The following is a 22,690-nucleotide window of genomic DNA, read 5'->3' as shown; positions in this document are numbered from 1 at the left end:
GCGCCGAAGTCGCGCCCGCCTTAAGTGTTCTTCCCACTGCACAGAGGCCACTGCGAGCGCCGCGCGCCGCCAGTGGCCTCGCCCGGATTGGACGATGATCAAGCTTCTCGGACTCTTCTTCACCTTCAAGGGCGCCAACCCGTGGCTTGTGCTCTTCTGCCTGTTTCTCGCCTCTTCGGCGGAGGGGCTGAGCATTGCCGGTGCCTTGCCGCTGATCGCCCTGGCCACCGACGACGGCAATGAGGAGCAATCGGAACTCAGCCTGATCATGGCGGACGCCTTCGCCTGGCTGGGCATCGACCCGACCCTGGAGGTGCTGCTGCTGATCATCGTCGGCGGCATCGTGGGCAAGGCCTTGATGACCCTGGTGGCCATGCGCCTCGTCGGCCATGCAGCCGCCACCGTCTCGACGGAACTGCGCCGGGATCTGGTGGATGGGCTGCTCAAGGTTCGCTGGTCCTTCTTCGCCAGCCAGCCGGTGGGCCGCATCGCCTCCGCCATGAGCAACGAGGCGACACGGGCCGGACGCGCCTACGTCAGCACGGCGACCTTCATCGCCAACACGGTCCAGACCCTCATCTACATCATCCTGGCCTTCCTGATCGCCTGGAAGATCGCGCTCGGCGCGGTCATCGTCTGCACGCTCATCGGCATTGCCCTGCATCGCTTCGTGCGGCAGTCGAAGCGGGCCGGGCGTGAGCAGACCAAGCGCACCAGCGAGATGATCGCCTATCTCACGGACGGCCTTTCCAATGTGAAGCCCCTGAAGGCGATGGCCAAGCAGGCCGCCTTCGAGAGCATGGTCGACAAGAAAATCGTCCGCCTGCGCCGGGCGCTGCGCCGACAGGTCAACAGCCAGGAGTGGCTGAAAGCCTCGCAGCAGATCCTCTTCATCCTCCTGCTCGGCGTCGCGCTCTGGAGCGCCCTGACCTTCGATGCGGCAGGCTTGGGCGAACTGCTCATCATCGCGCTGGTGCTCGTGCAGACGGTGAACAAGATCGGCCGCATCCAGCGGGACTATCAGACCGCGGTCAACCAGGGCGCCTCGCACGAGGCTCTCAGCGAGCTGAGCACGAAGGTGCGCGAAAGTGCGGAATCCTGGCAGGGAACCCGCACGCCGGCTTTCGAGCGAAACTGCCGTTTCGACAAGGTCTGCTTCAGCTTCGGCGAACGGGCCGTGCTAAAGGACGTCTCTTTCGATCTGGCCCGCGGCAGCTTGACCGTGCTGATGGGGGCTTCGGGAGGCGGGAAAACCACGATCACCGATCTCCTGCTGGGACTGTACTGGCCCGACGACGGCCGCATCCTGATCGACGACGTGCCGCTGGACGAGATCGATCTCGACCAGTGGCGCAGCCGCATCGGCTACGTCGCGCAGGAACTGGTGCTGTTCCACGACAGCATTGCCGCCAACGTGGCGCTGGGCGACCCCGCTATCGCGGAGGAAGAGATCGTCGCAGCGCTCAAGACTGCCGGTGCCTGGGATTTCATCGAGCAGCTTCCCGAGGGCATTCACGCGACGGTGGGCGAGCGCGGTTCGCGCCTTTCCGGTGGCCAGCGCCAGCGAATCGCCCTGGCCCGGGCCCTGATCGGCAAGCCCAAGCTCCTGATCCTGGACGAGGTCACCTCCGCGTTGGATCCCGAAACCGAGCAGGAAATCTGCCAAACCCTGGCCGCTCTGTCCGAAGACCACACGATCATCACCATCACGCACCGCCCGCAACTGCTGGAGATTGCGGATCAGATCCTGGAACTGTCCGATGGCGTGCTTCGGCAAATTCCTGCGCCTCTCCCCTTGAAGCGAGAGCGGCAAGCCTAGCACCATGCGCCAAGCCGGCCCGAGAATCTGGCTCATCGTCGGAGACAAGCTGGGCGACAATGCCCAAGTCAATGTCCTGGCCGAAGAACTGGGCCTGCCAAGCGAGCGCAAGGAACTGCGTTTCAAGGCGCAGTGGGTGCACGGCAAACCACCCTTCAAGGCCTCGCTTCACCACCTGGACCTGCCGCGCTGCGACCGCCTCGAACCTCCCTGGCCGGACCTGATCATAACCATCGGGCGGCGGCCGGCGATGGCCGCGCTCTGGGTGAAGCGGCAATCCGGCGGCAAGACCAAGATTGTCCTCATTGGCAGGCCGAAACGCTTCTTTGACGAGTTCGACCTTGTCATTGCCACGGGCCAGTACCGGGTGCCCGAGCGCGCGAATGTTCTGAAACTTGATCTGCCGCTCATGCGCGCTGATGCACAGGCCGTTGCGAAAGCCACCTCGGAATGGGGCGAGCGGCTCGCCACGCTGCCGCGTCCCCTGACTGCCGTCCTGGTGGGCGGCGCGACCAAGCCATTCCGCTTCGGCCCAGTGGAGGCACGCCGTCTCCTGCAACAGGTCCGGCAAGCGACGGGCGACGCAGGAAGCCTTTACGTTTCCACCAGCCGCCGCACTTCGTTACAGGCCGCGGATGCTCTCGCGGAGGCGCTTCCGGCGAACGCCCGGTTCTTCCGCTGGACGCCGGAAGCCTCTGCGGACGAGAACCCCTACCTGGCGCTCCTGGGCACAGCCGACCGCTTTGTGGTAACGGGCGACAGCATTTCGATGATGGTCGAGGTCGTGCGCATGGGAAAACCCCTTGCGATTGCGCCACTGCCGAAAGACCAGCACCCCTTCAGCGGACTTTCGGAGGTGGTGGCTGCACGCTTGCGGGCCTTCATGCAGTTCCAGCCGGTGGAACGCATCCTGGCACAGGTAGCGCCGTCACTCGGCCTGACGCGCGATTTCACCAGCCTGCACGAAACGCTGAGAGCCCATTACGCTGTCTCCTTCCTGCAGGAAGGCTTCCCGAGCCACGCGCACTCCTTCCGGGACAACGCCAATGACGTCGCCGCACGCATCCGTGGCCTACTATGACAGCAGACTGCGGACGATGACCGGCGGGTTGTACAGCGGAAACCATCGCGCATAACGCTCTATCTGCATCTGCCTTCGCTGATCGAGCGCTTCGGGACCAGCGGCGTGCCACTTCGCTAGGATATCCACAAGTTCTTCCAAGTCTCGCGGGCTTTCCAGCGCAATGTCTTCAACACCCAAGCCTTTCGGTATGTGGGACCTATCCACACTACGCGGGCCGGCGGCCGTTTGCTGCGCCTTCACCCCTCGCCAGTAGATAACGGGAACACCTCGCGCAGCCGCGTGGAACGCCACATTCGAGCGAGTGCAAATGACGCCCGTGACGGAGGCCAGGAAGGCATGCAGGCTAATTGCTTCGTGGGGCAGCGCCTTTGCGGCTCCATGCGCGCCAAGCGCTTCCTTTAGGAGGTCGCTGTCTCCGCCGGGTGGTCGTCCCTTCACGAGCAGTGGGACGTCGGCGCGCGCGGCCGCTGCGGCCACATCCTTAACATCCTGCAGATCCTTGTCGGCGGCCATGCCGACCTGCAACCTCTCCCGGCGCTGTTCCTGGCCCGGCTCATCCGGGACAACTGGCGACACTGGAGCACGACGATGGTCTGAACGGGAGCCCAGACCCGAGAAACCGGTCACGATGGTCCGTATGTTTGGGTTCAGGGATTGGGCGATTTCTGCGCAGCGGTGGGAGCGAACGAGGCCGATGTCGAAGAGGCCCAGGTCATAGAAGGCGGGGCGGAAAACATCGCCTCCTCGCAGCACTCCATGCGGCACAATGACCGTCGGCACACCCTCCAACCTTCCGGCGAGGGAATGGTAGAGCGGTTCTTCCTTCGGTTGGCTCACGACAATCCGGTCTGGTTCAGCACGTTTGATCCAACCTCTGATCAGTTCGATGCGGGTCAGCGCGTGCTTGGCATGCGCAACCATATCCGATCGTAGCGGGCCCGCACCGCGCAGTTGGTGTTGAACAAGAAAGGCGGAGGCCTGCTTCTTGAATGCCCTGACAACCGCCTTGATCTCGCCGGACTCGGGAGTTTCGCGCAAGGATGCACCAAACACCCACTTCACGTCTTCGACACTGGCTCGCGATGATGCCCAGTTGCGCGCTTCCTCGGGCAAAATCACCGTGCATGCCACCTTTTGCGTCGTCATCTCATCGATTAGGGGCAGAACGCCACCGAATGCCGTTTCGTTATGGCACACGAAGAGGGTGTCACCCGGCGACCACGGCAAGGCCTCCTCGCGGGGGCGCACCAGCCGCCGAGCCCGAGACAAGCGATCGGCAGCCTTCCTCAAAACACCATCAAAATCCAGTGCAGAGCTCTTTAGATTAGCGCCTCGAAGCCGCTTCCGGATGCCCTTCTCTACAATTCTTGAAACCTGAAAACCGCAATAAGAAACAGTCACCTGGTCGTGGAAAGAATCGATTATCTTTTTTTCATACTTTAATTTCATTGCCGGAATGCGCCAATCTTTGAAGTCTATACTCGCTCAATTTTTATTTTCCGCCCCCTGGATTCCTCCATCAGTCGCAGCGTCTCTGCCATGTCCCAGTCAAGGAACTCGCGACGCTCCTCGGAAAGGTGCAGTTCGGGCGTTGTCCTGCGTCGACTGCCAATCACCGCCGCGCGTGCACTGGCCCATTCAGCGGCACGGTCGTACTCGATGCGAACTCTTCCGCCAGAAACGCGTCGCATTGATTTTTTCAGAACGCGGCCGGGCGCACTGCGGCCAAAAACTCGAACGCCTTTATAAACCGAGGTGGAGGCCCACGAAGCCTTGCGAGAGTTTCGCACGTCCCTGGAGAGGTTCAAGCCGTCGCCCCCAGGGTCGATGCCCAAGAACCGGCAAAGTTCGTCCACGACCTCGCCCCCATCTTCGGCTATCTCTTCCAGAAAATAGAGGAACACGGGAAGGTTAGAATCGCGCGCCTCACGAACTCTCTTGGACCAGGACAGGTCATCCTCCGTAAACGCCTCGGCATACTCATCCAACGACTTTACGTTGATGTAGTTTGCCTCCGTCTGAAGATAGGCGGAAACCAGCCAGTCCTTATGATTGCGAAAACCGATAATAAGCCCCGGGCCATAAGATCTGCGTTCCAAGAACTTGATGCAGTTGCGATACTGTGACCAATTCTCTCCCGCCTTCCTGTTTACGTCGATCGAACCGCTCAGATTCTCGCAGGAAATCATGTAGCGACGGGGATCGCGCTGCGGCTCGAATTCCTCCAGAAAGCGCCAAGCCTTATCTTTGGGCACCTTGGCCCTGTTTTCAAGAAACCGCCAGTCTGAACCCTGCAGTATGGCGGGAAAGACACTGTCCTGCAGCCAGGTCGAACCAGTCTTATGCAGCCCAATATGTGCGCAAACCCTCATGCTCCATCACCCATTGGGATCAAGTGCGAGTCAAGCATTCGCATCGTAATTGAGTACCCGAAAGGTTTCCTTGAAGTGCTCCCGGATAATTTGCTTGCAGTCATCATCTATCAAAGAAAAGTTCTTTTCCGCGCCCGCGCCCACGCTCTTCATGTGCGGCAGATCGACATCGATTTCCACGCCGAGATCATCGGTGAGCTTCTTCAGGTCCTCAGCAAGGGATTCGTAACGCATGATCCTGTGAACCAGAACCTTGTCTCCCCGGGCGTACATATCCCAGTTCCGGGGAAGCAATTCCGGAGAGAGGCGAGCCCGGGCGCAGAGGTTGCGGACAGCTTGCGCAAGCTCCTCCTGGGAAAAGGGCGCATTATCTGCGGGATTCTCTTTGCGTTTATCAAAGGCGGCACGGGACAGAACAAAGCCAAAAGGGTGCCGTTCCACGGTCACCTTGTGGGCACGCATGAAAAAGAGCGGTTTCCGCAGTTTCTTCCGCACCACAGGCAGCGGCATGTGATTGCGGAAAGGCCGCTTCATCCTCTTGAGCTGCGCCTGGGCCTCCTCGAACCTTCCTTCTCGGATAAGAGAGACGTAAACCCGCTCCCCTTCTTTGTCGTTGGAATAGTTTCTCGGGTAGAGCCCCTTCATCACAAGCGGGTAGTCATCATCGGGCGACACCGGCGTCACGATATCCTTTTCGCCGCAGATATTCCGCAGAAAGGCCTCGACACTTGTTCCCGCAGTCTTTCTGGTCTTGATGAAGATGAATCTGTGCTTGAACGATACGATCGTCATAATCTCTCGTACCTATCAGTAAAGCATATCAAGAACAATTAAAGACCCGCCAGCGCCAGATTGCGCTCTGCGACCCCGCGCACACTGAAAGCATTGGCGCGGTCCATGAGGTCTTGCGGGGACCGCTTTTCCTCCAGCGCGACGAGAATGGCCTCCGCCATCTGGGTCGGATCGCCGACCGGCACGAGCGCGCCATAGCGCCCCCCCTCCAGGATCTCCCGCGGGCCGCTGACGCAATCAGTGCTGACCACCGGGCACCCGCACGCCAAGGCCTCCACCAGGACGTTGCCAAAGCCCTCCCACAACGAAGAAAGCACGAACAGAGAGGCATGGCGCAGGTAGGCGAAGGGATTATTTTGATGACCGGCAAAGTGAATCTGGTCGATCACGCCGAGCGAGCGCGCTTCTGCCTCGACTTCCTTTCGGTATGTGATAGACGCCTCGTTATCCCGCGTGCCACCGACCACGATCAATCGCGCATCCCGGTGTTTGAGAACCAGGCCGAAAGCGCGCAACAGCGTCTTGTGATCCTTCTGCGGGTTGACCTTCCCGACCGTCACGATCACCGGGACAGCAGGGTCGCTCAGCCAGGGATGCGGCACGGCCCCCGCAGCCTGTTCCAGGATCGTTTCGTCGACCACCGGATTATGAACGGTGTGCACCTTGGCACCGTTCATGCCCGTGGCATCCAGAATCTCCTGCCTGATGCCTTCCGAAACGGCAATCAGGGTGTCGCACTTTTCATAAAAGGGGCGCAGCACGCGCGGCTGCAGGCCGTAGCGCCACTCAGTTCGATCCGTGGCATCCTGGTTCACCGCCAGCCTGTTGTGCTCTGACCCGATCACGGTCGTTGTCGTGTCGGCACGGTAGCGGCCTACCAGGGCGGACACGATAAGCGGTGCCGTCCTGGCGAAGAGCACGTCAGGCTCACAAGTTTCGAGATAGCGGGCGATGCTGGCCCCGTATCGCGTCTTCCCGGATGACGCGGCGACCTCATGGGCCAGGCGCAAACGACCAGAGAGGCTGCCCTCGGACATCTTCGCGACCGAAAGCGCCGTGCCCCATTTGCCGCCCCGTTTCAGGACGAACTCGCGAGCCTCACCCGGCTTCTCGGCATAGAGTTCACCCTTGCGGGTCCCCACCAGCAGATCGACCTGATGGCCGCACCGCAGAAACTCCCGGGCCAGCCGAATATTGCTGCGCGCGATTCCGCCAACCTGAAAGCTGTGGAACAGCAGCGCTATACGCGCCATGCGGCAGGGCCTTCAACGGACGCGGCGTGTATCGGGGGGCGCGCAGCCATCGTTTTACGCCTTCTTCCGCTTTCGCCGCGAGCCGCCCATGGTGCCCTGGCGGGCGGTGTCCTCGATCACAATGGTGAGCGTCTTGCGCAGCGCCGGCTCGCCCTGGCCCTGCATGGGGCGGATGGAGTGCCAGGAATCGTGGGTCTTTACGAACACCACGCACTGGTTTGGCTGGTAGTCGAAACTCTTGACCACCTCCATGTCCGAGAAGTCGGAGAGTGTGTTGTGGTAGTTGTAGGCCCAGCGCTCGTCCTTGGGCACATTCACATCCAGTTGCCCCCCCCAAGCCGGATCCCAGGCTTCCGCCTCGTCCGCCATGGAGAAAACCAGCGTGATGATCTTGGAGGGCGCGTCAGTGTGGGGCGGCAGGAAACCGCCGTCGGCTGGCAGGGCCGAGAATTCGAAACGCGTGGTCAGCCCCGGGGTAGACAGGTTGAGTCGCCCCTGTCGCAGTTCGCGAAGCGTCCGGCGCAGATAGGGCTGCCGCTCCTTATACTTATCGTAACCGACATCGATATGCCGGTCGCGCAGGGCGGCCAGCACCATGAAGATGAAATCGTCTGACTTGACCCAGCGATAGAACTCCCGCCACAGCGGATGTTCCTTGACGAACTTCTGATAGTTCTCCGGGTTTTCCTTTTCCGACAGGGTGAACTTCACCCCAGGCGTTCCCATGTCGCCATAGCCCACGAAGAGTTCCATCGGCGGAAAGGCGTCGACGAACTGCCGATAGACCTCCGGCGCCATGACCGGGCGGGCAATGCCAATGGGATAGGGCCTGTAGTCGAACTCGAGATTGTCGAGGGAGAAATACGTCACACCCTACCCCCGCGCTTCAATGTTGATGGTCAGCGTGCGCCTGAGCATGCCTTCTGGACCCGTCATGGGGCGCACCGAGTGCCAGGAGTTGAAGGTCTTGACGAAGATCACCGCCTGGTTCGGCTCATAGGGAAAGCTGTCGAGGATTTCCATTTCCTCGAAGGGCGCCTTGGCGTTCATGCGGTTGAAAAGGCGGCGCTCGTCCTTCGGCTTGTTCACATCCGTGCCGCCGCCATAGGCGGGATCCCACTCGCCGTCCTGCAGCATGGAGATCACCAGGGTGACCACCTTGCCTGGTTCGTCGCTGTGCGGCGTCACCGAGCCGCCGTCGGCCGGCAGCATGGAGAACTCGAAGCGCGCCTTGAGGTTGGGTTCCATCTGGGTCGTGCGCCGCTTGGCAAGTGCCTTCGCCCGCTTCATCAGCCGCTTGGCCGGCGGTGTCGGCGCCTCGTAGCCCAGATCGATGCCGTGTTCGCGCAGCATGCGCATCACGCCATAGGAGAAGTCATCACTCTTGATCCAGGCGTGGAAATCGCGCCACAGCGGATTCTCGCGGATGAAGCGGTCGTAGTTCTCGGCGTTGAATTTCTCCGAGAGCACATACTTGTGCCCCACCTTGGAAAAGTACTGGAACAGCTCAAGCGGCGGATAGCTCTCGACCAGCTTGGCGTAGGTGTCGGCTGCCATGAGCGGACGCGCGACCCCGATGGGAAAGGGATCGTAGCGCAGGTGAAGGGTGTCGAAGGTGAAGAACATCACAGCTCGCAGAGAGAAAAGGCCCCGGCAGGTGCGGCAGGCTCACTTTGAAGTCTCATGGGCTGCCTGCATGAAGACAATAGGCAGCGCCCGGGACACGAACAAGGGGCCGCGACTGCGGCAAATAGGTGCCGCCCCGGCCGCGTCGTGCAGCCGAGTACCGCCCGTCCTGCCTACAGATAGGCAATGCCGGTGCTTTCCGCCACCGCGGTTTCCGTGGTGACGACCCGTCCGCTCGCCTCTGCCAGGCTGCGCATCACCTTAATGTCGGTATCGCCATGCTTGCTGGCGGTGGTTCCCAACTCCTCGATGCTGGGATTGTGTGCATAGGCATGGGTCAATTCGAAGCTGAAGCCTGAGAGGATCACCCGGTCCCACCGCCCCAGGCTCAGGGCCACGACCAGCGCGAAGGCACCCGTCGAGGGCTGCTTGCGCGCCGCTGCGGCCATGACCGCCTCGTCGTTACGGGTCAGGCGCCGCAGTTCCTCCAGATACCAGGCATAACCGGGATTGTGAAAACGCTCCCAGCGATAGCCGGCGGCCCGCAGCCTGCGGCGGAAGAACCAGGGCTGGCAGCGCCACACCTTCAACGGGAAAAAGGCGCGCTTCAATGCCGTCCCGCCGGCAACGGGCCGCGGCAAGTAATACAGCGCACCCGTGTGCAATCCAGCAAGGTTCGCCACCGCGAGATCGTTGGCCGGTTTGCGCCCGGAGGTGACGATGGCGGAGATCACGGTGAAGTCGGGATCGGGCAGTGCCAGGTCCCGCGCAGAGCGCCCGGAAGCATTGGCACAGGCCAGGCCCCGCCAGCTTTCAGCAGGTGGCAGAAGGGGCTCCGGTTTCGATCCCAAAAGCAAAAGCGCCGTCATATTTATCCTTTGTCAAATCTCGACATTCATGCACGCGTTGAAATCATCGCTGTACACGCTTTGCGCGCAGCATAAATGACCAGGATCAATGATACTTTAGCTTTCTCAGCGTTCTTCTAAAGGCTAAGCTGCAAAAAAAATCACACCGCGCCGAAAGGCTGGGGGAGAGGTGGTTTCTGACGGGCAGCGCCTTCTGACGATCGACGACGATCCGACGATCTGTCGCACGGTCGACGCGATTGCACGCACTGCGGGCTTCGAAACGCGCTCCACCACTGACGGCGATGAGTTCTTCCGGCTGATTTGCGACTGGAATCCGACCCACGTGGTCCTCGACCTGGTCATGCCGGAGTTCGACGGCATGGACGTATTGCACCGTCTGGCGGACATGCGCTCCACGGCGCAGGTCATCCTGACCAGCGGCCACGGCCCGCGGGTGGTGGAAGCCGCGCGCAAGGTGGCGACGGAGATCGGCTTGTCCGCCCCCGGCGTTCTTCCCAAGCCCTTCACGCCGGCCGGCCTGCGCGCGCTCTTGCAGACCAACGGCAGCGCGCCGCCGGCGCGCAAACCGAAGCCCAAGTCCAAAAGCACCCCCGTCCTCATCAACGAGGACGAGATCGCTGCGGGCATCGAGGCGCAACAGTTCACCGCGCACTACCAACCTAAGATCGACTGCGTAACCGGTGCGATCGTCGGCTTCGAGGCATTGGCGCGCTGGGAGCATCCCCAGGTGGGCCTCGTCATGCCCGACCGATTCATCGCTCAGGCTGAGTATCACGGCCTCATTGACGGCATCACCCGGCAGATCTCCGAGGAGGTCGTGGCCTGGCTCGGAAAGGTCTACCGTCAGCGCGATTTCGAGATATCCATCAACCTTTCGGCCAAGAGCATCGACGATCAGCGGGTGGCCGAGGAGATATCCGCGCTCTGCGCCCGCCACGGCATCGCAACCACGCGCGTTGTGCTGGAAGTGACCGAAACAAGCGCCATGGGCAATCCCACGGCCGCCCTTGAGCTGCTGACCCGCTTTCGCATCCGTGGCTTCCAGCTCTCCATCGACGACTTCGGGATCGGCTATTCCTCGCTGGCCCAGCTCTCCCGCCTGCCCTTTTCCGAACTGAAGATCGACAAGTCCTTCGTGATGACCGCGCACAGTTCGGAAGAATCCCAGAAGATCGTGGCCGCCCTGGTGGGGCTGGCCCGCAATCTCGGCCTGCGCACGACTGCCGAGGGCGTCGAGGATGCCTGGACGCTTGATTTCCTGAAGGAGTTGGGCTGCGACCATGCCCAGGGCTATTTCATTGCCCGTCCGATGCCCGGCCCCGAGGTCGAGGCGTGGGTGAGGCAACGTGAAGAGACAAGCGACGCACAGCGCCTGCAATGAACCGGACAGCCCAAGCCGCTTTTTTCGACAATCATCCGGACCCCATGTGGGTCTACGACCTGGAGTCGCTCGCCTTTCTGGCGGTGAACGATACCGCGGTCCGGGTCTATGGCTATTCGCGCGCCGAGTTCCTGGACATGACCCTGCGCGACATCCACCTCTCCGCGGACCAGGACCTGCTCGAGGAGAACATCAAGCATTCGCGCGCCGCCCACCAACGCTCCGGCATCTGGCGCCATCGTCTGAAAAACGGCCGGGTGGTGCATGTGGACATCGTCTCGCACAGCCTGGACTACGAGGGGCGCCATGCCCGCCTCGTTGCGGTGCGCGACATTTCCCGCCTGCTGGAGCCTGACGCCTCGCTGATAGCGGGCGCCCACGACACCGGCTTCGCGAGCAAGCGCCTGATGCGGCAGGCAGCGATGCTGCAATCGGCCCAGCGGCTCGCCGGCATCGGCAGCTGGGAACTTGACCCGAAACGAGGGCTGCTACGCTGGTCCGACCACTGCTACAGCATCTTCGGCATCGCGCCAGACCGCTTAGCCCAAACCAGCGAGGCATTCTTCGACCTGGTTCATCCCGAGGACCGCGCGGGACTGCGTGCTCGACAGGCTCAAGCCCACGCGCTGCGCGAAGGCCTCGACATTACCTACCGCATCGTACGCCCCGACGGTACGCTGCGCTATTTGCGTGATGTCAGCGAGTGCGCCGGCACGCCCGAGGCTCCGCACTACTACGGGGCGATCCAAGACATCACCCAGCAACAAGACAAACAGGCGGAGGTGGAGCAGCTCTCCAGCCTGCTGCGCCTTGCGGGTCGGACCGCGCGGCTGGGCGGCTGGCGGGCCGCGCCGGACTCCGACCGAGTGATCTGGACCGAAGAGACCGCCGCCATTCACGGCGTTCCCTTCCCCGCTGCACCGACGCTTCAAGAAGCCATTGATTTCTATGCCCCACCTTATCGCGAGCGCATCCGCAAGGTTTATCTGGACTGCGTGGAGCAGGGTCGGCCCTTCGACGAGACGCTGCAGATCGTCACGCGTCAGGGCGAGCGAATCTGGGTGCGCGCCCTGGGCGAGGCCGACCGCGACGCCACCGGACGGATCATCGGGGTGCAGGGCGCGCTCCAAGACATCACGGAGATGGTCCAGGCACGCGAACGAGAGCGGGACCTTTCCGGCCGGCTGCTCAGCACGCTGGAGAACATCAGCGACGCCTTCTTCACCCTGGACCGGGACTGGCGCTTCACCTTCATCAACACGCAGGCGGAGCGCCTCTTGAACCGCTCCGCCGCCAGCCTGCTGGGGCGCAATGTCTGGGAGGAGTTTCCCGAGGCGGTCGGCCGCAGTTTCCAGATCGCGTATGAACGCTCGATTGAGACGGGAAGGACAGCCCGCTTCGTCGACTATTATCCCGGCTTGAAGAGCTGGTTTCAGGTCAACGCCTATCCTTCGCCGGACGGGCTGGCGGTCTATTTTCGCGACGTCACCCGCGAGCGTGCGCATACCGAACGCCTCCGGCTGCTAGAAGCCGCCGTCTCCCGGGCGAACGACATCTTGCTCATCACCGCCGCCGATCCGCTCGATCAACCGCAGGGGCCACGGATCGTCTACGTCAACGATGCCTTCGAACGCATCACGGGCTACAGCCGGGAAGAAGCTGTCGGCCAAACACCGCGCATGCTGCAGGGCCCAAGGACCCAGCGCGATGCGCTGGATCGCATCCGACAGGCCGTGGGGACGGCAGAGCCCGTGCGGGTCGAGTTGCTCAACTACACCAAGGGCGGCGAGGAGATCTGGCTGGAATGCGACATCATCCCGCTGTTCGACGATACCGGCACGCTGACCCACTTCGTGGCGGTCGAGCGCGACATCACGCAGCGCAAGGAGGCCGAGGCGGCACTTCGGCTCAGCGAGGAGCGCTTCCAGTTGGTCGCGCGCGCCACCAACGACGTCATCTGGGACTGGAAGCCGGAGACCAATGAACTTTGGTGGAACGACAACCTGCGCAGCTTCGGCTGCGACCCGGACGCAGCGCCCCCCGACACCGAAAGCTGGCGTGAACGCCTGCACCCCGAGGATCGCGAGCGGGTCCTGACTTCGATCTACGGCGTCATCAACAGCGACCAGCCCTACTGGAAGGAAGAGTACCGCTTCCGCAAATGGGACGAGGCCTACGCCACGGTCATCGACCGCGGCTTCGTCATGCGCGATGCCCAGGGCCGGGCCATCAGGGTGGTTGGCAGCATGGCCGACGTGACCGCGCAGCGCGACGTGGAGCACAAACTGCGCCAGTCGCAGAAGCTCGAAGCCATCGGGCAACTCACCGGCGGGGTTGCGCACGACTTCAACAACCTGCTGACCGTGATCCTGGGCAACGGCGAACTGCTGGCCGAAGCGCTCGATGCGGACCCGGAACTGCAGCGATTGGCCAGCATGGTGGCCAAGGCAGCCCAGCGCGGCGCCGACCTGACCAACCACCTCCTCGCCTTCGCGCGGCAGCAGGCGCTGGAACCAAGGGCGGTGGACGTCAACGACCTCATCAGTCGCCTGGAGGAGTTGCTGCGCCGCTCCCTCAAGGAAGACATCGACATTCTGATCCATCTCGATGCAGCGCTCTGGCAGGCCGAAGTGGATCCCGGGCAGCTCGAGGTCGCCCTTCTCAATCTGGCGCTAAACTCCCGAGACGCGATGCCCGACGGCGGGCGCCTGACCATCGAAACCCGCAATGTTGAACTGGACGCCGACTATTGCCGTGAGGAGCAGGGCCTCACACCCGGTAACTACGTGCTGCTCGCGGTCTCGGACAATGGCTTCGGCATGACGGCGGACGCCTGCACCCAGGTCTTTGAACCCTTCTTCACGACCAAGGAGCCGGGCAAGGGCAGCGGCCTCGGGCTGTCCATGGTCTATGGCTTCGTGCGCCAGAGCGGCGGCCATGCACGCATCTATTCGGAAGTCGGCGTCGGGACCACGATCAAGCTCTATCTGCCCCGGGCGGACCGGGAAGCTCTACCGCAGATCGAGCCTCGACCCGAGGCGCTCCAGGAGGGCGATGCCCACATCCTCGTGGTGGAAGACGACACGCTCGTGCGCGAGCATCTCAGCCGACAGCTCCAAAGCCTGGGATACCGGGTTACCAGCGCGCCCAACGGCGAGACGGCGCTCGCCCTATTGCGCGAGACGGATAGCTTTGACCTGCTGTTGACCGATGTCATCATGCCCGGCGGCATGAACGGCCGACAGCTCGCCGCGGCAGCACTCGAGTTGTATCCACAGCTTCCCGTTCTCTTCACATCCGGTTATACCGAGAATGCCATCGTGCATGGCGGGCGCCTCGACCCGGGGATCCATCTGTTGCAGAAGCCGTACCGGCGCCAGGAATTGGCGCGCAAAGTGCATGAGGTGCTGGCTGAGAAAGAGTCTCGATAGAGTTGGCGCCATTTTTCATATAATAATAATAGAATGCCGTTCATTGAAATTCAATTTCAAGGCGAATCAGCAGGCGGAAGGTACAGGCTTGCATTTCAAGGGAGAGGGGACGGGAGGTAATGAGCCAGGACGGGGGCGATAAGCAAGGCGGACGCAAAGGGGCAAAGCTGCCGCGTTTGTCCCTGCGCAGTCATATCATCCTGTCCTTTGTTCTCCTGTTCGGGATCCTGGCGGTCGCGCTGGGCCTGCTCACCAGCCGCATCACCCAGGACATGGTGGATCAGACGGTTTCCGCCTCCTTCGCCGGCGGGGCCGATCTGGCGGTGCAAGACTTGGGTCGCCTCAAGGAAACCGCGAGCGCGGCGGCAAGCTCGCTCGCTGCGACACCGCTGGCCCGCGCGATGGAGCAATCGGAGCGTGAGGCGCGTCTGAGCGACCTGGCTGCAGTCCTGCAAGCCGTGCCGGGGGTATCGGCTGCCTACATCGGCTGGCCGAACGGCGACTTCGTGTTGCTGCGCAACGCGGAGACGGAGGACCCGCTTCTCGATCCGCCGCCGGGGGCAACCTGGCTCACGCAGTGGTCGGGAGAGGAAGGTTATCGCTACGAGTTTCGCGACGCGAGTCTGACGCCGCTGGGCGACTCGCAGCAGCTGGATATCGAGTTCGATCCCCGGACCCGGCCCTGGTTCACTGAGGCGCAGGACAGCGAGACCACCATCCTCACCGCCCCTTATGTCTTTTTCACCACGCGTGAGCCCGGCATCTCCGCCGGCCACCGCGCAGACTCCGGCGCCGTCGCCGGCGTCGACCTCTCGCTCTGGGACCTCTCCCGGCGTCTGCCGAGCGGCCAGCCCACGCCCTCCAGCGAGGCGGCGGTCCTGGGAGAAGACGGCAATCTGCTTGCCTACAGCGACACAGGTCGGCTCCGGGCTGCACTGCAGGCCCAGGGCGCCTTTGAAACCGACAGCAACCGTTTGCCCACCGCAGCCGATGCCGGCTCGCCGGTGATCGCCGCATTGGCCGAGCGCTGGGAGGAAGCCCCCGCCCCCTTCTTCGGATCGGTATCCGCCCAGGGCGAGACCTGGCTGGCCGAGATCAAGCCCCTGGAGGAACAGCGGGCGCTGTTTGTCATGGCCGCACCGATCAGCGAGATCAGCGCGCGCCCCACGGCACTGCGCGCGCGCCTGCTCCAGGTTTTCGGAGCTGTGCTGATCATCGGTGTCGCAGCCGTTTGGCTTGCCGGCCGCAGGCTCGCCCAGCCCTTCGAGCGTCTCACCGGGGATCTGGACCGCATCGCCGCACTGGATTTCTCGCCACCACCTCGACCCGAATCACGGATCGAGGAGATCTGGCGCCTGGAGGGCGCGGTGCACTCCATGCGCACCTCCCTGGGCAGTTTCGCATCCGTTTATCACGCCATTGCCGAGCAGCAGGATACCCAGGCCATGTTGGGCGAGGTGCTCGACGCGCTGATCGCCGCCGATATGGCGTCGCGCGGCGCAGTCTGGCTTGTTGAAGAAGGCAAAGACGATGCGTTTGAGTTGGTCGCTCAACGCGGCCTGACCTCACCTGAGGCGGCCAAGGAAACGCCGGACATCGCACGGCGCATCGCCGAGGCTGCGTCATTGGCCACCTTCGCGTTTTCCGCGCATGAAAGCGGCGCAGGCCCTCTGGGCGAAAGAGGACGGGATACCCGAGTCCTGGGCATCCCCTTGCATGGCGAAGATGGTCAACTGCTGGGCGTCCTGGCGATTGCCGCCTCGGCTGCGGAAGCAGCCTTCCCCGCACCCGTCACCGCCATCGCGGAGTTTCTGGGTCAGTCGTTGGCACTTGCCCTGGAGCGGCATCGTCTCATTGCCGAACGCGGCGCCGCGCAGCTTGAGACCGGCCAGATCCTGAACTCGGTGGCCGATGGCCTTCATGTTGTGGACAGGCAGGGCAAGACCATCCGGCAAAACCCCGCCGCGCGGGCCATCCTGGGCTGGGGTCCCGAGGAGGTGCTGGACAACTTCAGCCACAATCTTTTTCACCATCACCACCCCGACGGGCGCCCCTACCCGATTGAGGATTGCCCCGTCTATCACACCCTGGCCGACGGCAAGACGCGCCGCAGCGAGGGCGAGGTCTTCTTTCACAAGGACGGCCGCCCCATTCCCGTAGAGTTCGAAAGTTCGGCGCTGTACGGCGCGGATGGCGAGATGATCGGCGCGGTGGTCAGTTTCCGCGATGTGTCGGAACGCATCGCAGCGGAGGCACGCACCCGCGAACTACAACAACAACTGGAACGCCTGATCGATCAGGCGACGGTGGGGATCCTGGTTCACCGCGACTTCGTGCCGATTCTCGTCAATCCGGCACTGGCCCGAATGTTCGGCTATGAGAGCTCCGCGGAAATCCTGGCTATGGGCGACTGCAAGCATCTCTTTGCCGAGCATGAGCTCGGAAGGCTCACGGCTTACAACCGGGCACGGGTCCTCGGCCAGGAAGCACCGGCCCTCTATCGCGTCGAGGGCCGCCGGCGTGACGGCGAAAAGCTGGTGCTCGACAATCGCGCTTTCACCATCCAATGGCAGGGGGAAGTCGCGGTCTGTTCCATGTTGGCCGACATCACGGCTCAGACCGAAACCGAGGAGCAATTGAGACAGGCGCAGAAGCTGGAGGCGGTGGGGCAGCTCACCGGCGGCGTCGCGCATGACTTCAACAACCTCCTGACCGTGATCATGGGCAACTCGGAACTGCTGGCCGAGCAGCTCGCCGATCAGCCGGAGCTGCAGGAACTGGCAACCATGGTGGCCGGCGCTGCGGAGCGCGGGGCCGAGTTGACCGGGCGGCTCCTGGCGTTTGCCCGCCGCCAGGCACTGGCGCCGCGCGCGGTGGACATCAACGCCCTGATCGAGCGCATGCAGGGCCTGCTGCGCCGCTCCCTGGGCGAGACCATCGAGATCCAGGTGATTGCCGACCCCGATTTGTGGGAGGCCGAGGTCGACCCGAGCCAACTGGAAGTCTCGGTGCTCAACCTGGCGATCAACTCCCGCGACGCCATGCCCAAGGGCGGCCGACTCACCATCGAGACCCGCAATCTCGATTCGCGAGGAGCGGGCATCGATGAGGACGCGGACCTCTCCCCCGGCCGCTACGTGGTTTTGAGCGTGATCGACGAGGGCAGCGGCATGCCGCCGGAGGTGGCGGCGCGGGCCTTCGAACCCTTCTTCACCACCAAGGACGCCGGCGAGGGCAGCGGCCTCGGCCTCTCCATGGTCTACGGCTTCGTCAATCAGAGCGGCGGCCATGCGCGCATCGATTCTGAAGTCGGCAAGGGCACCCGCGTCACCCTCTACCTGCCGCGCGCCGGCGAAGACGCCCTGGCCGAGCGTGAAGCCCCGCTCGCCCCCCGTGAGGGCACCCAGCAACACATCCTGGCCGTGGAAGACGATGCCATGGTGCGGCAGAACCTGATCGGCCAGCTGCGCAGCCTCGGCTACCGGGTGAGCGTGGCCGAGAACGCCCAGGCCGCGCTGGACGTGCTGGAGGTGAGCCCCGACATCGACCTGCTGCTCACCGACGTGATCATGCCCGGCGGCATGAGCGGGCGCGAACTGGCCGAGGAGGCGCGCAAGCGCTATCCCGACCTGCCCATTCTCTTCACTTCGGGCTATGTGGAAGACGCCATGCTGAGCGGCGGGCGGCTGGGCCTCGACATCCACTTTTTGCCGAAACCCTATCGCCGCCAGGACCTCGCCCAGAAGGTTAGTGACGTGCTGCACGCCGGGACATCGAGGTAACGGGCGAGTATGATGAGACTCACGATGGGCACCGGCCGGTCAGCGTGAAGCCGGTTTCCTCGCCGGCGCCCACCTTTCCCTTGGCAGCAACCTGCCCTCCCGAAAGGCCGAGGTGCCAGCCATCCTCGGCGCCGCCCTGGCCACTGAACACCCTATCCTGCCCGAAGAACATTTCGACGCTCAGCGCTTCCTCGCTCACCCGTTGCATGGCGATCTGCACATGGTCCCCCGGGTTGGTCTGAAACCGGGTTTCAAGCCGCGCCAGGTCGCCCTTTTCATCGCTGGTGCAGCCCAGGATGTCCGCCCGAAGGGTGGTCGGCTCTCCCAGGTTCAGGGTGATTTCCCCCGGGCCCACCGTCTCCGGCCCTGATGCGGTTTCGGGCGGTTCGGCAGCCTCGGGTGCCGGCTCCAAGTTGTCGGATGGGAGCGGCGCGACGGTGAAACGGATTTCGATGCCGGCATCCAGCGGCCGACCGTCACGGGCGCGGAGACCGCTATCGGCAAGCGCGGTGTAGGTGACACCGGCCTCCGGCGCTTGCGGGGCGATGGAGACCAGCATGCCGGAGGGGTCGAGGGATACCCTGGCCGGGACGAGGACGCCGTCGGCCCGAAGCTCGATGGCGTCCAGCGTCTCGGCATCGATCGGCACGTTGAAGGCGAGCCCGGCAGCGGCACCGGCTTCGAGCACCGCACCCGCTTCCGGCCAGCTTGCCAGCGGCTGCAGCGGCACCTCGACCTGCACCGGCAGTCGTGTTTTGCGCTCGCTCACCCCGTCTTGGGCGACGATCTCGAATGCGGAGCCCGGCCCAGGCGCCAGGGTCGCCGGGTCGGGTGTGAAGCGCGGCTGCCCGAGGAGCACGGCCAGGGTGCTCCAGTCCTTCCCGTTGCCGGTAAAGCGCACGCTATAGGTCAGCCCTTCCGCCGGTTCGCTCTCCCACAGCAGAGCCTCGCCGGCGCGATAGACGCCACCGGGGCGATGGGAGCGGACCTCGGGCGCGGTCAGGGCAGGGTTCGCGCGCGTCTCGGCCAGCACCGCCCCATCGTGGAGCAGCACGATCCGGCTTGGCTTACCGGAAAGCGGCACCGTCACCGAGAAGGGCCAGGCGTCTCCTTCCGGACCCGTGGGCCCAACCGGCGCACGCGCCAGCACCCGGCCCGAGGTATCCTCGACACGCAGCTCATAGGCACCACCTTCGCCCGAGAGGGCCTCGCGCGGACCCGGGACGGGAATGGCGGGCAGGAGTGCCGCCTCCCCTCCCTGGACCAGGCCCGAGAGCATCAGCCAGCGATGCCCGGGCGCGCTACCGTCCTGCCCCTGAAACGAGGCGCGGCGAAGCAGGCCGCCCCATCGTTCGTCCGACTGCGCCTGCCGGACTGCGGGCTCAACGGAAAGACCCGCCCGCTGGCGGCGCGCATTGCGCAGCAGCGCCGGCATGCGATCGACCAGCCAGGCGTACTGATCGGGGTCGATCCAGTAGAGGTCACGGGGGAGCGTGGCGCAGGGGAACATGAGATTGCGAATCGGCGAGCGCGACTGTGCGTTTCCGAATTCGCTGGATTTCTGCCAGCCGGTCGCCCCGTCGAGGGCGATGCGCATCCCGTCGATATCCTCCGCCGCCGAGCGGCCATAAGCCTCGCAGATTTCCGCCCGGTGGGCGCCGTCGTCCGCATAGGGCGTGTGGGGCAAGGCGAAGACATGGCCGAACTCGTGCGCGACCAGCGGCACATCGACGATGGCCGGGGCCGTGTGGCCGCGCAGGGGAGAGGTGCTCATGACGATCATATTCCGGTTCACCCGGTCGGAGCGGTGCAGGGCCTGCAGCGCCGGATCGGCCGCGCTGCTGCCGCGCGTCTCCCCCGGTCTGGCAATCAGCGACGGCGCCTGGTCGAAGGGCACGTAGGCGCGCCCGGTGCCGCCGAGGCTGGGCGGGTGGTAGGAGACGATGACGTCTGCGATCGAGCGCGCGGAGATGTGCTCATAGAACAGGCTGAAGAGCGCCATGAGGTCCCCCTTGTTCTCGTCGCAGACGAGATGGGAGAGGCCCGGGATCTCACAGGCGAGGCGCGCGATGTTGTAGCTCCCCTGATAGCGCCCCACGACGCGCGGCACGGGCAGGATCTGATTGAGAAAGGCCTGCTCGCGCCGGGCGGCGGCCTGGACTGCCATGATGGTGTCGGCGTCCGCGCCCTCCTCGCTCCATTCCGCATGCTCTGCCACGTAGTAGTCGAAAAGCAGCAGATCGCTCTGATTCAGCGGGTACTGCATCCCGAGGCTGACCTGCAGCGGCTCGGGCTCGACATCCTCGGGCCACGGGTCCTGCGGCTTGATATGGGCGATGAAGGTGGTTGGCAGGCTGCCCGATGATGGCGTCCAGCCGAAGAGATTCACCGCGTGGCGGCCCAGCCGGTAATCCTCCTCCGTGAGGACATCGGTGCGTTTGATGGTCTCCGACATCTCCGGGAAAATCGTCCGATCCCGATAATCACGTATCTCGGCCTCCAGGGAGTAGCGCAGGACCTGCCAGGCGGGATTCACATCCTCACGCTCGTACCACTCGACAAAGACCCGTGCGGCGGCAGGCTTACCCTTTATGAGCGGCGCGTTCTTGGAAACTTGATGAATCTCGAGGCGCAGGTCCTCCGGATCGATCACCGTCGAAACTGAGAAGGTGAAATCCTGCTCCAGGACCTGTCTCTCGTAGCCACGAACCCCCTCCTCGCCGCCGGTAACAGATATCTCATAGACGGTGCCCGGAAGCAGGGGTTCGCGCGGTTCGATCCGGATTCGGGCCTTGTCCTCGGCCCCGCTTTCGTCCTCGAGGCTGAGATCAAGATCAACAAACACGAGGCCGTTGTCCGCGTCGCGGGTCGTCATGAAGACAGTGGTGCTGTCCACGCTGCCAGCGGCCAGTTCGTCGCTGAACTCGATGAAGAAATCCGCGCCATCGAGAAGCACATTCTCGCGTCCGCTCTCTGGCCTGCTTTCCACCACGTGGAAGACTTCTGGCTCTTCGCACAGGGTCAGCTCGAAGAACTCCGAGTCGCGCTCCAGCGTGAACTCCACGTCGAGGTGAATTCGATCCAGCCATCCCTCGTTCTGACGCTCATAGTCGAAGGCGCCATTGCGGATCGGCACCACTGCCGCAATGAAGGGGCCGGACAGGCGCAGGCTCAGTCCGTCATCGTTCCAGACGCTTCGCAGCGTGGCGGGGTTTTCCGGCTCGACCCCGTATCGTCCATCCACACGGAAATCGCTGCTGCGGGTATCTGCAACGCGATTGTGGAAAATGACGTTTGCGCCAAGGGGAGTCGGCTCCAGCTTCGTGATGGCCTGCAGCGTGCCGCCATCCGGGCCGCAGGGGATGTCGCCGATACTGATATCCGAGTATTCCAGGCCGTTGCGATGGCGATGGTCGTGCAGCACGATGCCGAAGCTATCGCGCCCCTGGTAACCGCGGCGCACGAAGACTGCCTGTCCGCCTAGCTGGCCGTCGGCCTGCGATAGCTTGCTGCCGCCGATCGTGCCCTGCCAGCTTCCCACAAGCAGGCCGCGCGTCTGAACATCATAAGCGTCCTTGTAGGGCGCGTTCGGATCGCTCGGCTGCGCCCCGGCCTGGGAAAGCAGGCCGAGCGCGGGCAAGGCAAGCGCAGCGACCAGAACGACGCGCCGCAGCCATGGCAGGACCAACCAGAAGATGCCCATCGCCCTACCCCTAGTCGGCTGCGCAGCGTAGCGCGAACGCGAGTTCCGCGCCGTCGGGGTGCCGTTCGCGGGCCGCGTCGTTCTCCGGATAGAGGAAAGCTGAACCGCTCGCGCCGCTTGTGTCGCCCTGTGATTCCAGGGGCATGCTTCGATCGAGCAGATAGAAGGCCTCACCCTCCTGTCTGCGGGAAACACTCACATGCCGCGGCTGGCTGAAATCGAAGTCTCCGGCACTTTCCGGGATGTGCTCGAAGCGCAGCTTGAGGAACTCGTCCCCATTGCTTTGCATGATGTATTCCTGCCCGTCGAAGATCTCGCCGCAGCGCGCGTCGGCAAGCTCGATCAAGGCATCGTCGAGCCGCATCCAGCTTCCCGACGGCGCCTCAGCCGCCAGGGGCAGCGGCGCGAGCGCGCCGCACAGGAGAAGACCGCGCAGGAGAAGAGCGCGCAGGAGAAGAGCGCGCAGCGCACCGCGCGGAAAACCTTTGGTCATTGGTGACATCCTGATCTTTGTGGGCTCTTCTTTGTAGGCTGGGCCGGATGCACTCAGTCTGCGCGGGCCAGCGCGGTATCGA

At 63.6% G+C, this 22,690-nt stretch carries 14 protein-coding genes; 5 read left to right on the top strand and 9 right to left on the bottom strand.

Going from position 1 to position 22,690, the window contains the following annotated elements; translation table 11 throughout:
- Window positions 1-94: 94 nt before the first annotated feature.
- Both P2G67_RS00070 and P2G67_RS00065 read left to right on the top strand, forming a co-directional pair.
- Window positions 95-1,819, top strand: a complete 1,725-nt coding sequence (locus P2G67_RS00070) for an ABC transporter ATP-binding protein (protein WP_275818809.1) — start codon at window positions 95-97, stop codon at window positions 1,817-1,819.
- Between the two features lie 4 nt (window positions 1,820-1,823).
- The gene (locus P2G67_RS00065) at window positions 1,824-2,900 is read left to right on the top strand and encodes a mitochondrial fission ELM1 family protein (RefSeq protein WP_275818807.1); all 1,077 of its coding nucleotides are present in this window, start codon (window positions 1,824-1,826) and stop codon (window positions 2,898-2,900) included.
- Here the strand turns inward: P2G67_RS00065 and P2G67_RS00060 are convergent.
- The 7 genes from P2G67_RS00060 to P2G67_RS00030 all read right to left on the bottom strand — a co-directional run bounded on the left by P2G67_RS00060 (window position 2,895) and on the right by P2G67_RS00030 (window position 9,815).
- Window positions 2,895-4,352: a hypothetical protein gene (locus P2G67_RS00060; RefSeq protein ID WP_275818805.1), complete on the bottom strand. Its 1,458-nt coding sequence runs from the start codon at window positions 4,350-4,352 to the stop codon at window positions 2,895-2,897. The genes P2G67_RS00065 and P2G67_RS00060 overlap by 6 nt on opposite strands.
- 26 nt (window positions 4,353-4,378) lie before the next feature.
- Window positions 4,379-5,275 (bottom strand): sulfotransferase domain-containing protein, encoded by an 897-nt coding sequence (locus P2G67_RS00055; RefSeq protein ID WP_275818803.1) that lies wholly within the window; start codon window positions 5,273-5,275, stop codon window positions 4,379-4,381.
- A gap of 30 nt (window positions 5,276-5,305) precedes the next feature.
- Window positions 5,306-6,067: a hypothetical protein gene (locus P2G67_RS00050; protein WP_275818801.1), complete on the bottom strand. Its 762-nt coding sequence runs from the start codon at window positions 6,065-6,067 to the stop codon at window positions 5,306-5,308.
- Window positions 6,068-6,105: 38 nt separating this feature from the next.
- Entirely contained in the window at window positions 6,106-7,320 is a 1,215-nt protein-coding gene (locus P2G67_RS00045; protein ID WP_275818799.1) for a glycosyltransferase, read from the bottom strand.
- A 54-nt stretch (window positions 7,321-7,374) separates the two neighbouring features.
- A complete protein-coding gene (locus P2G67_RS00040) occupies window positions 7,375-8,190 on the bottom strand; it encodes a 2OG-Fe(II) oxygenase (protein WP_275818797.1) in 816 nt (271 codons plus the stop codon).
- Window positions 8,191-8,193: 3 nt separating this feature from the next.
- Window positions 8,194-8,946 (bottom strand): hypothetical protein, encoded by a 753-nt coding sequence (locus tag P2G67_RS00035; protein WP_275818795.1) that lies wholly within the window; start codon window positions 8,944-8,946, stop codon window positions 8,194-8,196.
- A gap of 173 nt (window positions 8,947-9,119) precedes the next feature.
- Window positions 9,120-9,815 (bottom strand): hypothetical protein, encoded by a 696-nt coding sequence (locus tag P2G67_RS00030; protein WP_275818793.1) that lies wholly within the window; start codon window positions 9,813-9,815, stop codon window positions 9,120-9,122.
- Between the two features lie 169 nt (window positions 9,816-9,984).
- Here P2G67_RS00030 and P2G67_RS00025 point away from each other — a divergent pair, with 169 nt between their 5' ends.
- The 3 genes from P2G67_RS00025 to P2G67_RS00015 all read left to right on the top strand — a co-directional run bounded on the left by P2G67_RS00025 (window position 9,985) and on the right by P2G67_RS00015 (window position 18,412).
- Entirely contained in the window at window positions 9,985-11,199 is a 1,215-nt protein-coding gene (locus P2G67_RS00025) for an EAL domain-containing response regulator (protein ID WP_275818791.1), read from the top strand.
- Entirely contained in the window at window positions 11,196-14,630 is a 3,435-nt protein-coding gene (locus P2G67_RS00020) for a hybrid sensor histidine kinase/response regulator (protein WP_275818789.1), read from the top strand. Before P2G67_RS00025 ends, P2G67_RS00020 begins: the two co-directional genes overlap by 4 nt.
- Before the next feature lie 119 nt (window positions 14,631-14,749).
- The gene (locus P2G67_RS00015; RefSeq protein ID WP_275818787.1) at window positions 14,750-18,412 is read left to right on the top strand and encodes a PAS domain S-box protein; all 3,663 of its coding nucleotides are present in this window, start codon (window positions 14,750-14,752) and stop codon (window positions 18,410-18,412) included.
- 19 nt (window positions 18,413-18,431) lie between these two features.
- Here the strand turns inward: P2G67_RS00015 and P2G67_RS00010 are convergent, their stop codons facing one another.
- On the bottom strand, window positions 18,432-22,115 hold the full coding sequence (locus P2G67_RS00010; protein ID WP_275818785.1) for an Ig-like domain-containing domain: 3,684 nt from the start codon (window positions 22,113-22,115) through the stop codon (window positions 18,432-18,434).
- A gap of 10 nt (window positions 22,116-22,125) precedes the next feature.
- Window positions 22,126-22,690 (bottom strand): hypothetical protein (locus tag P2G67_RS00005; protein WP_275818783.1); only part of this gene is annotated, 565 nt, incomplete at its 5' end.

Source organism: Aquibaculum arenosum (assembly GCF_029222965.1).
GTDB lineage: Bacteria > Pseudomonadota > Alphaproteobacteria > Kiloniellales > DSM-21159 > Aquibaculum > Aquibaculum arenosum.
Note: the sequence above shows the minus strand (reverse complement) of the source record. Positions and strands in the feature narration are given on the sequence as shown.

Excerpts from the sequence above, each read along its gene's own strand:
- P2G67_RS00070 (WP_275818809.1), top strand. The coding sequence starts at position 95 with ATGATCAAGCTTCTCGGACTCTTCTTCACCTTCAAGGGCGCCAACCCG.
- P2G67_RS00065 (WP_275818807.1), top strand. The coding sequence starts at position 1,824 with ATGCGCCAAGCCGGCCCGAGAATCTGGCTCATCGTCGGAGACAAGCTG.
- P2G67_RS00060 (WP_275818805.1), bottom strand. The coding sequence starts at position 4,352 with ATGAAATTAAAGTATGAAAAAAAGATAATCGATTCTTTCCACGACCAG.
- P2G67_RS00055 (WP_275818803.1), bottom strand. The coding sequence starts at position 5,275 with ATGAGGGTTTGCGCACATATTGGGCTGCATAAGACTGGTTCGACCTGG.
- P2G67_RS00050 (WP_275818801.1), bottom strand. The coding sequence starts at position 6,067 with ATGACGATCGTATCGTTCAAGCACAGATTCATCTTCATCAAGACCAGA.
- P2G67_RS00045 (WP_275818799.1), bottom strand. The coding sequence starts at position 7,320 with ATGGCGCGTATAGCGCTGCTGTTCCACAGCTTTCAGGTTGGCGGAATC.
- P2G67_RS00035 (WP_275818795.1), bottom strand. The coding sequence starts at position 8,946 with ATGTTCTTCACCTTCGACACCCTTCACCTGCGCTACGATCCCTTTCCC.
- P2G67_RS00030 (WP_275818793.1), bottom strand. The coding sequence starts at position 9,815 with ATGACGGCGCTTTTGCTTTTGGGATCGAAACCGGAGCCCCTTCTGCCA.
- P2G67_RS00020 (WP_275818789.1), top strand. The coding sequence starts at position 11,196 with ATGAACCGGACAGCCCAAGCCGCTTTTTTCGACAATCATCCGGACCCC.
- P2G67_RS00015 (WP_275818787.1), top strand. The coding sequence starts at position 14,750 with ATGAGCCAGGACGGGGGCGATAAGCAAGGCGGACGCAAAGGGGCAAAG.
- P2G67_RS00010 (WP_275818785.1), bottom strand. The coding sequence starts at position 22,115 with ATGGGCATCTTCTGGTTGGTCCTGCCATGGCTGCGGCGCGTCGTTCTG.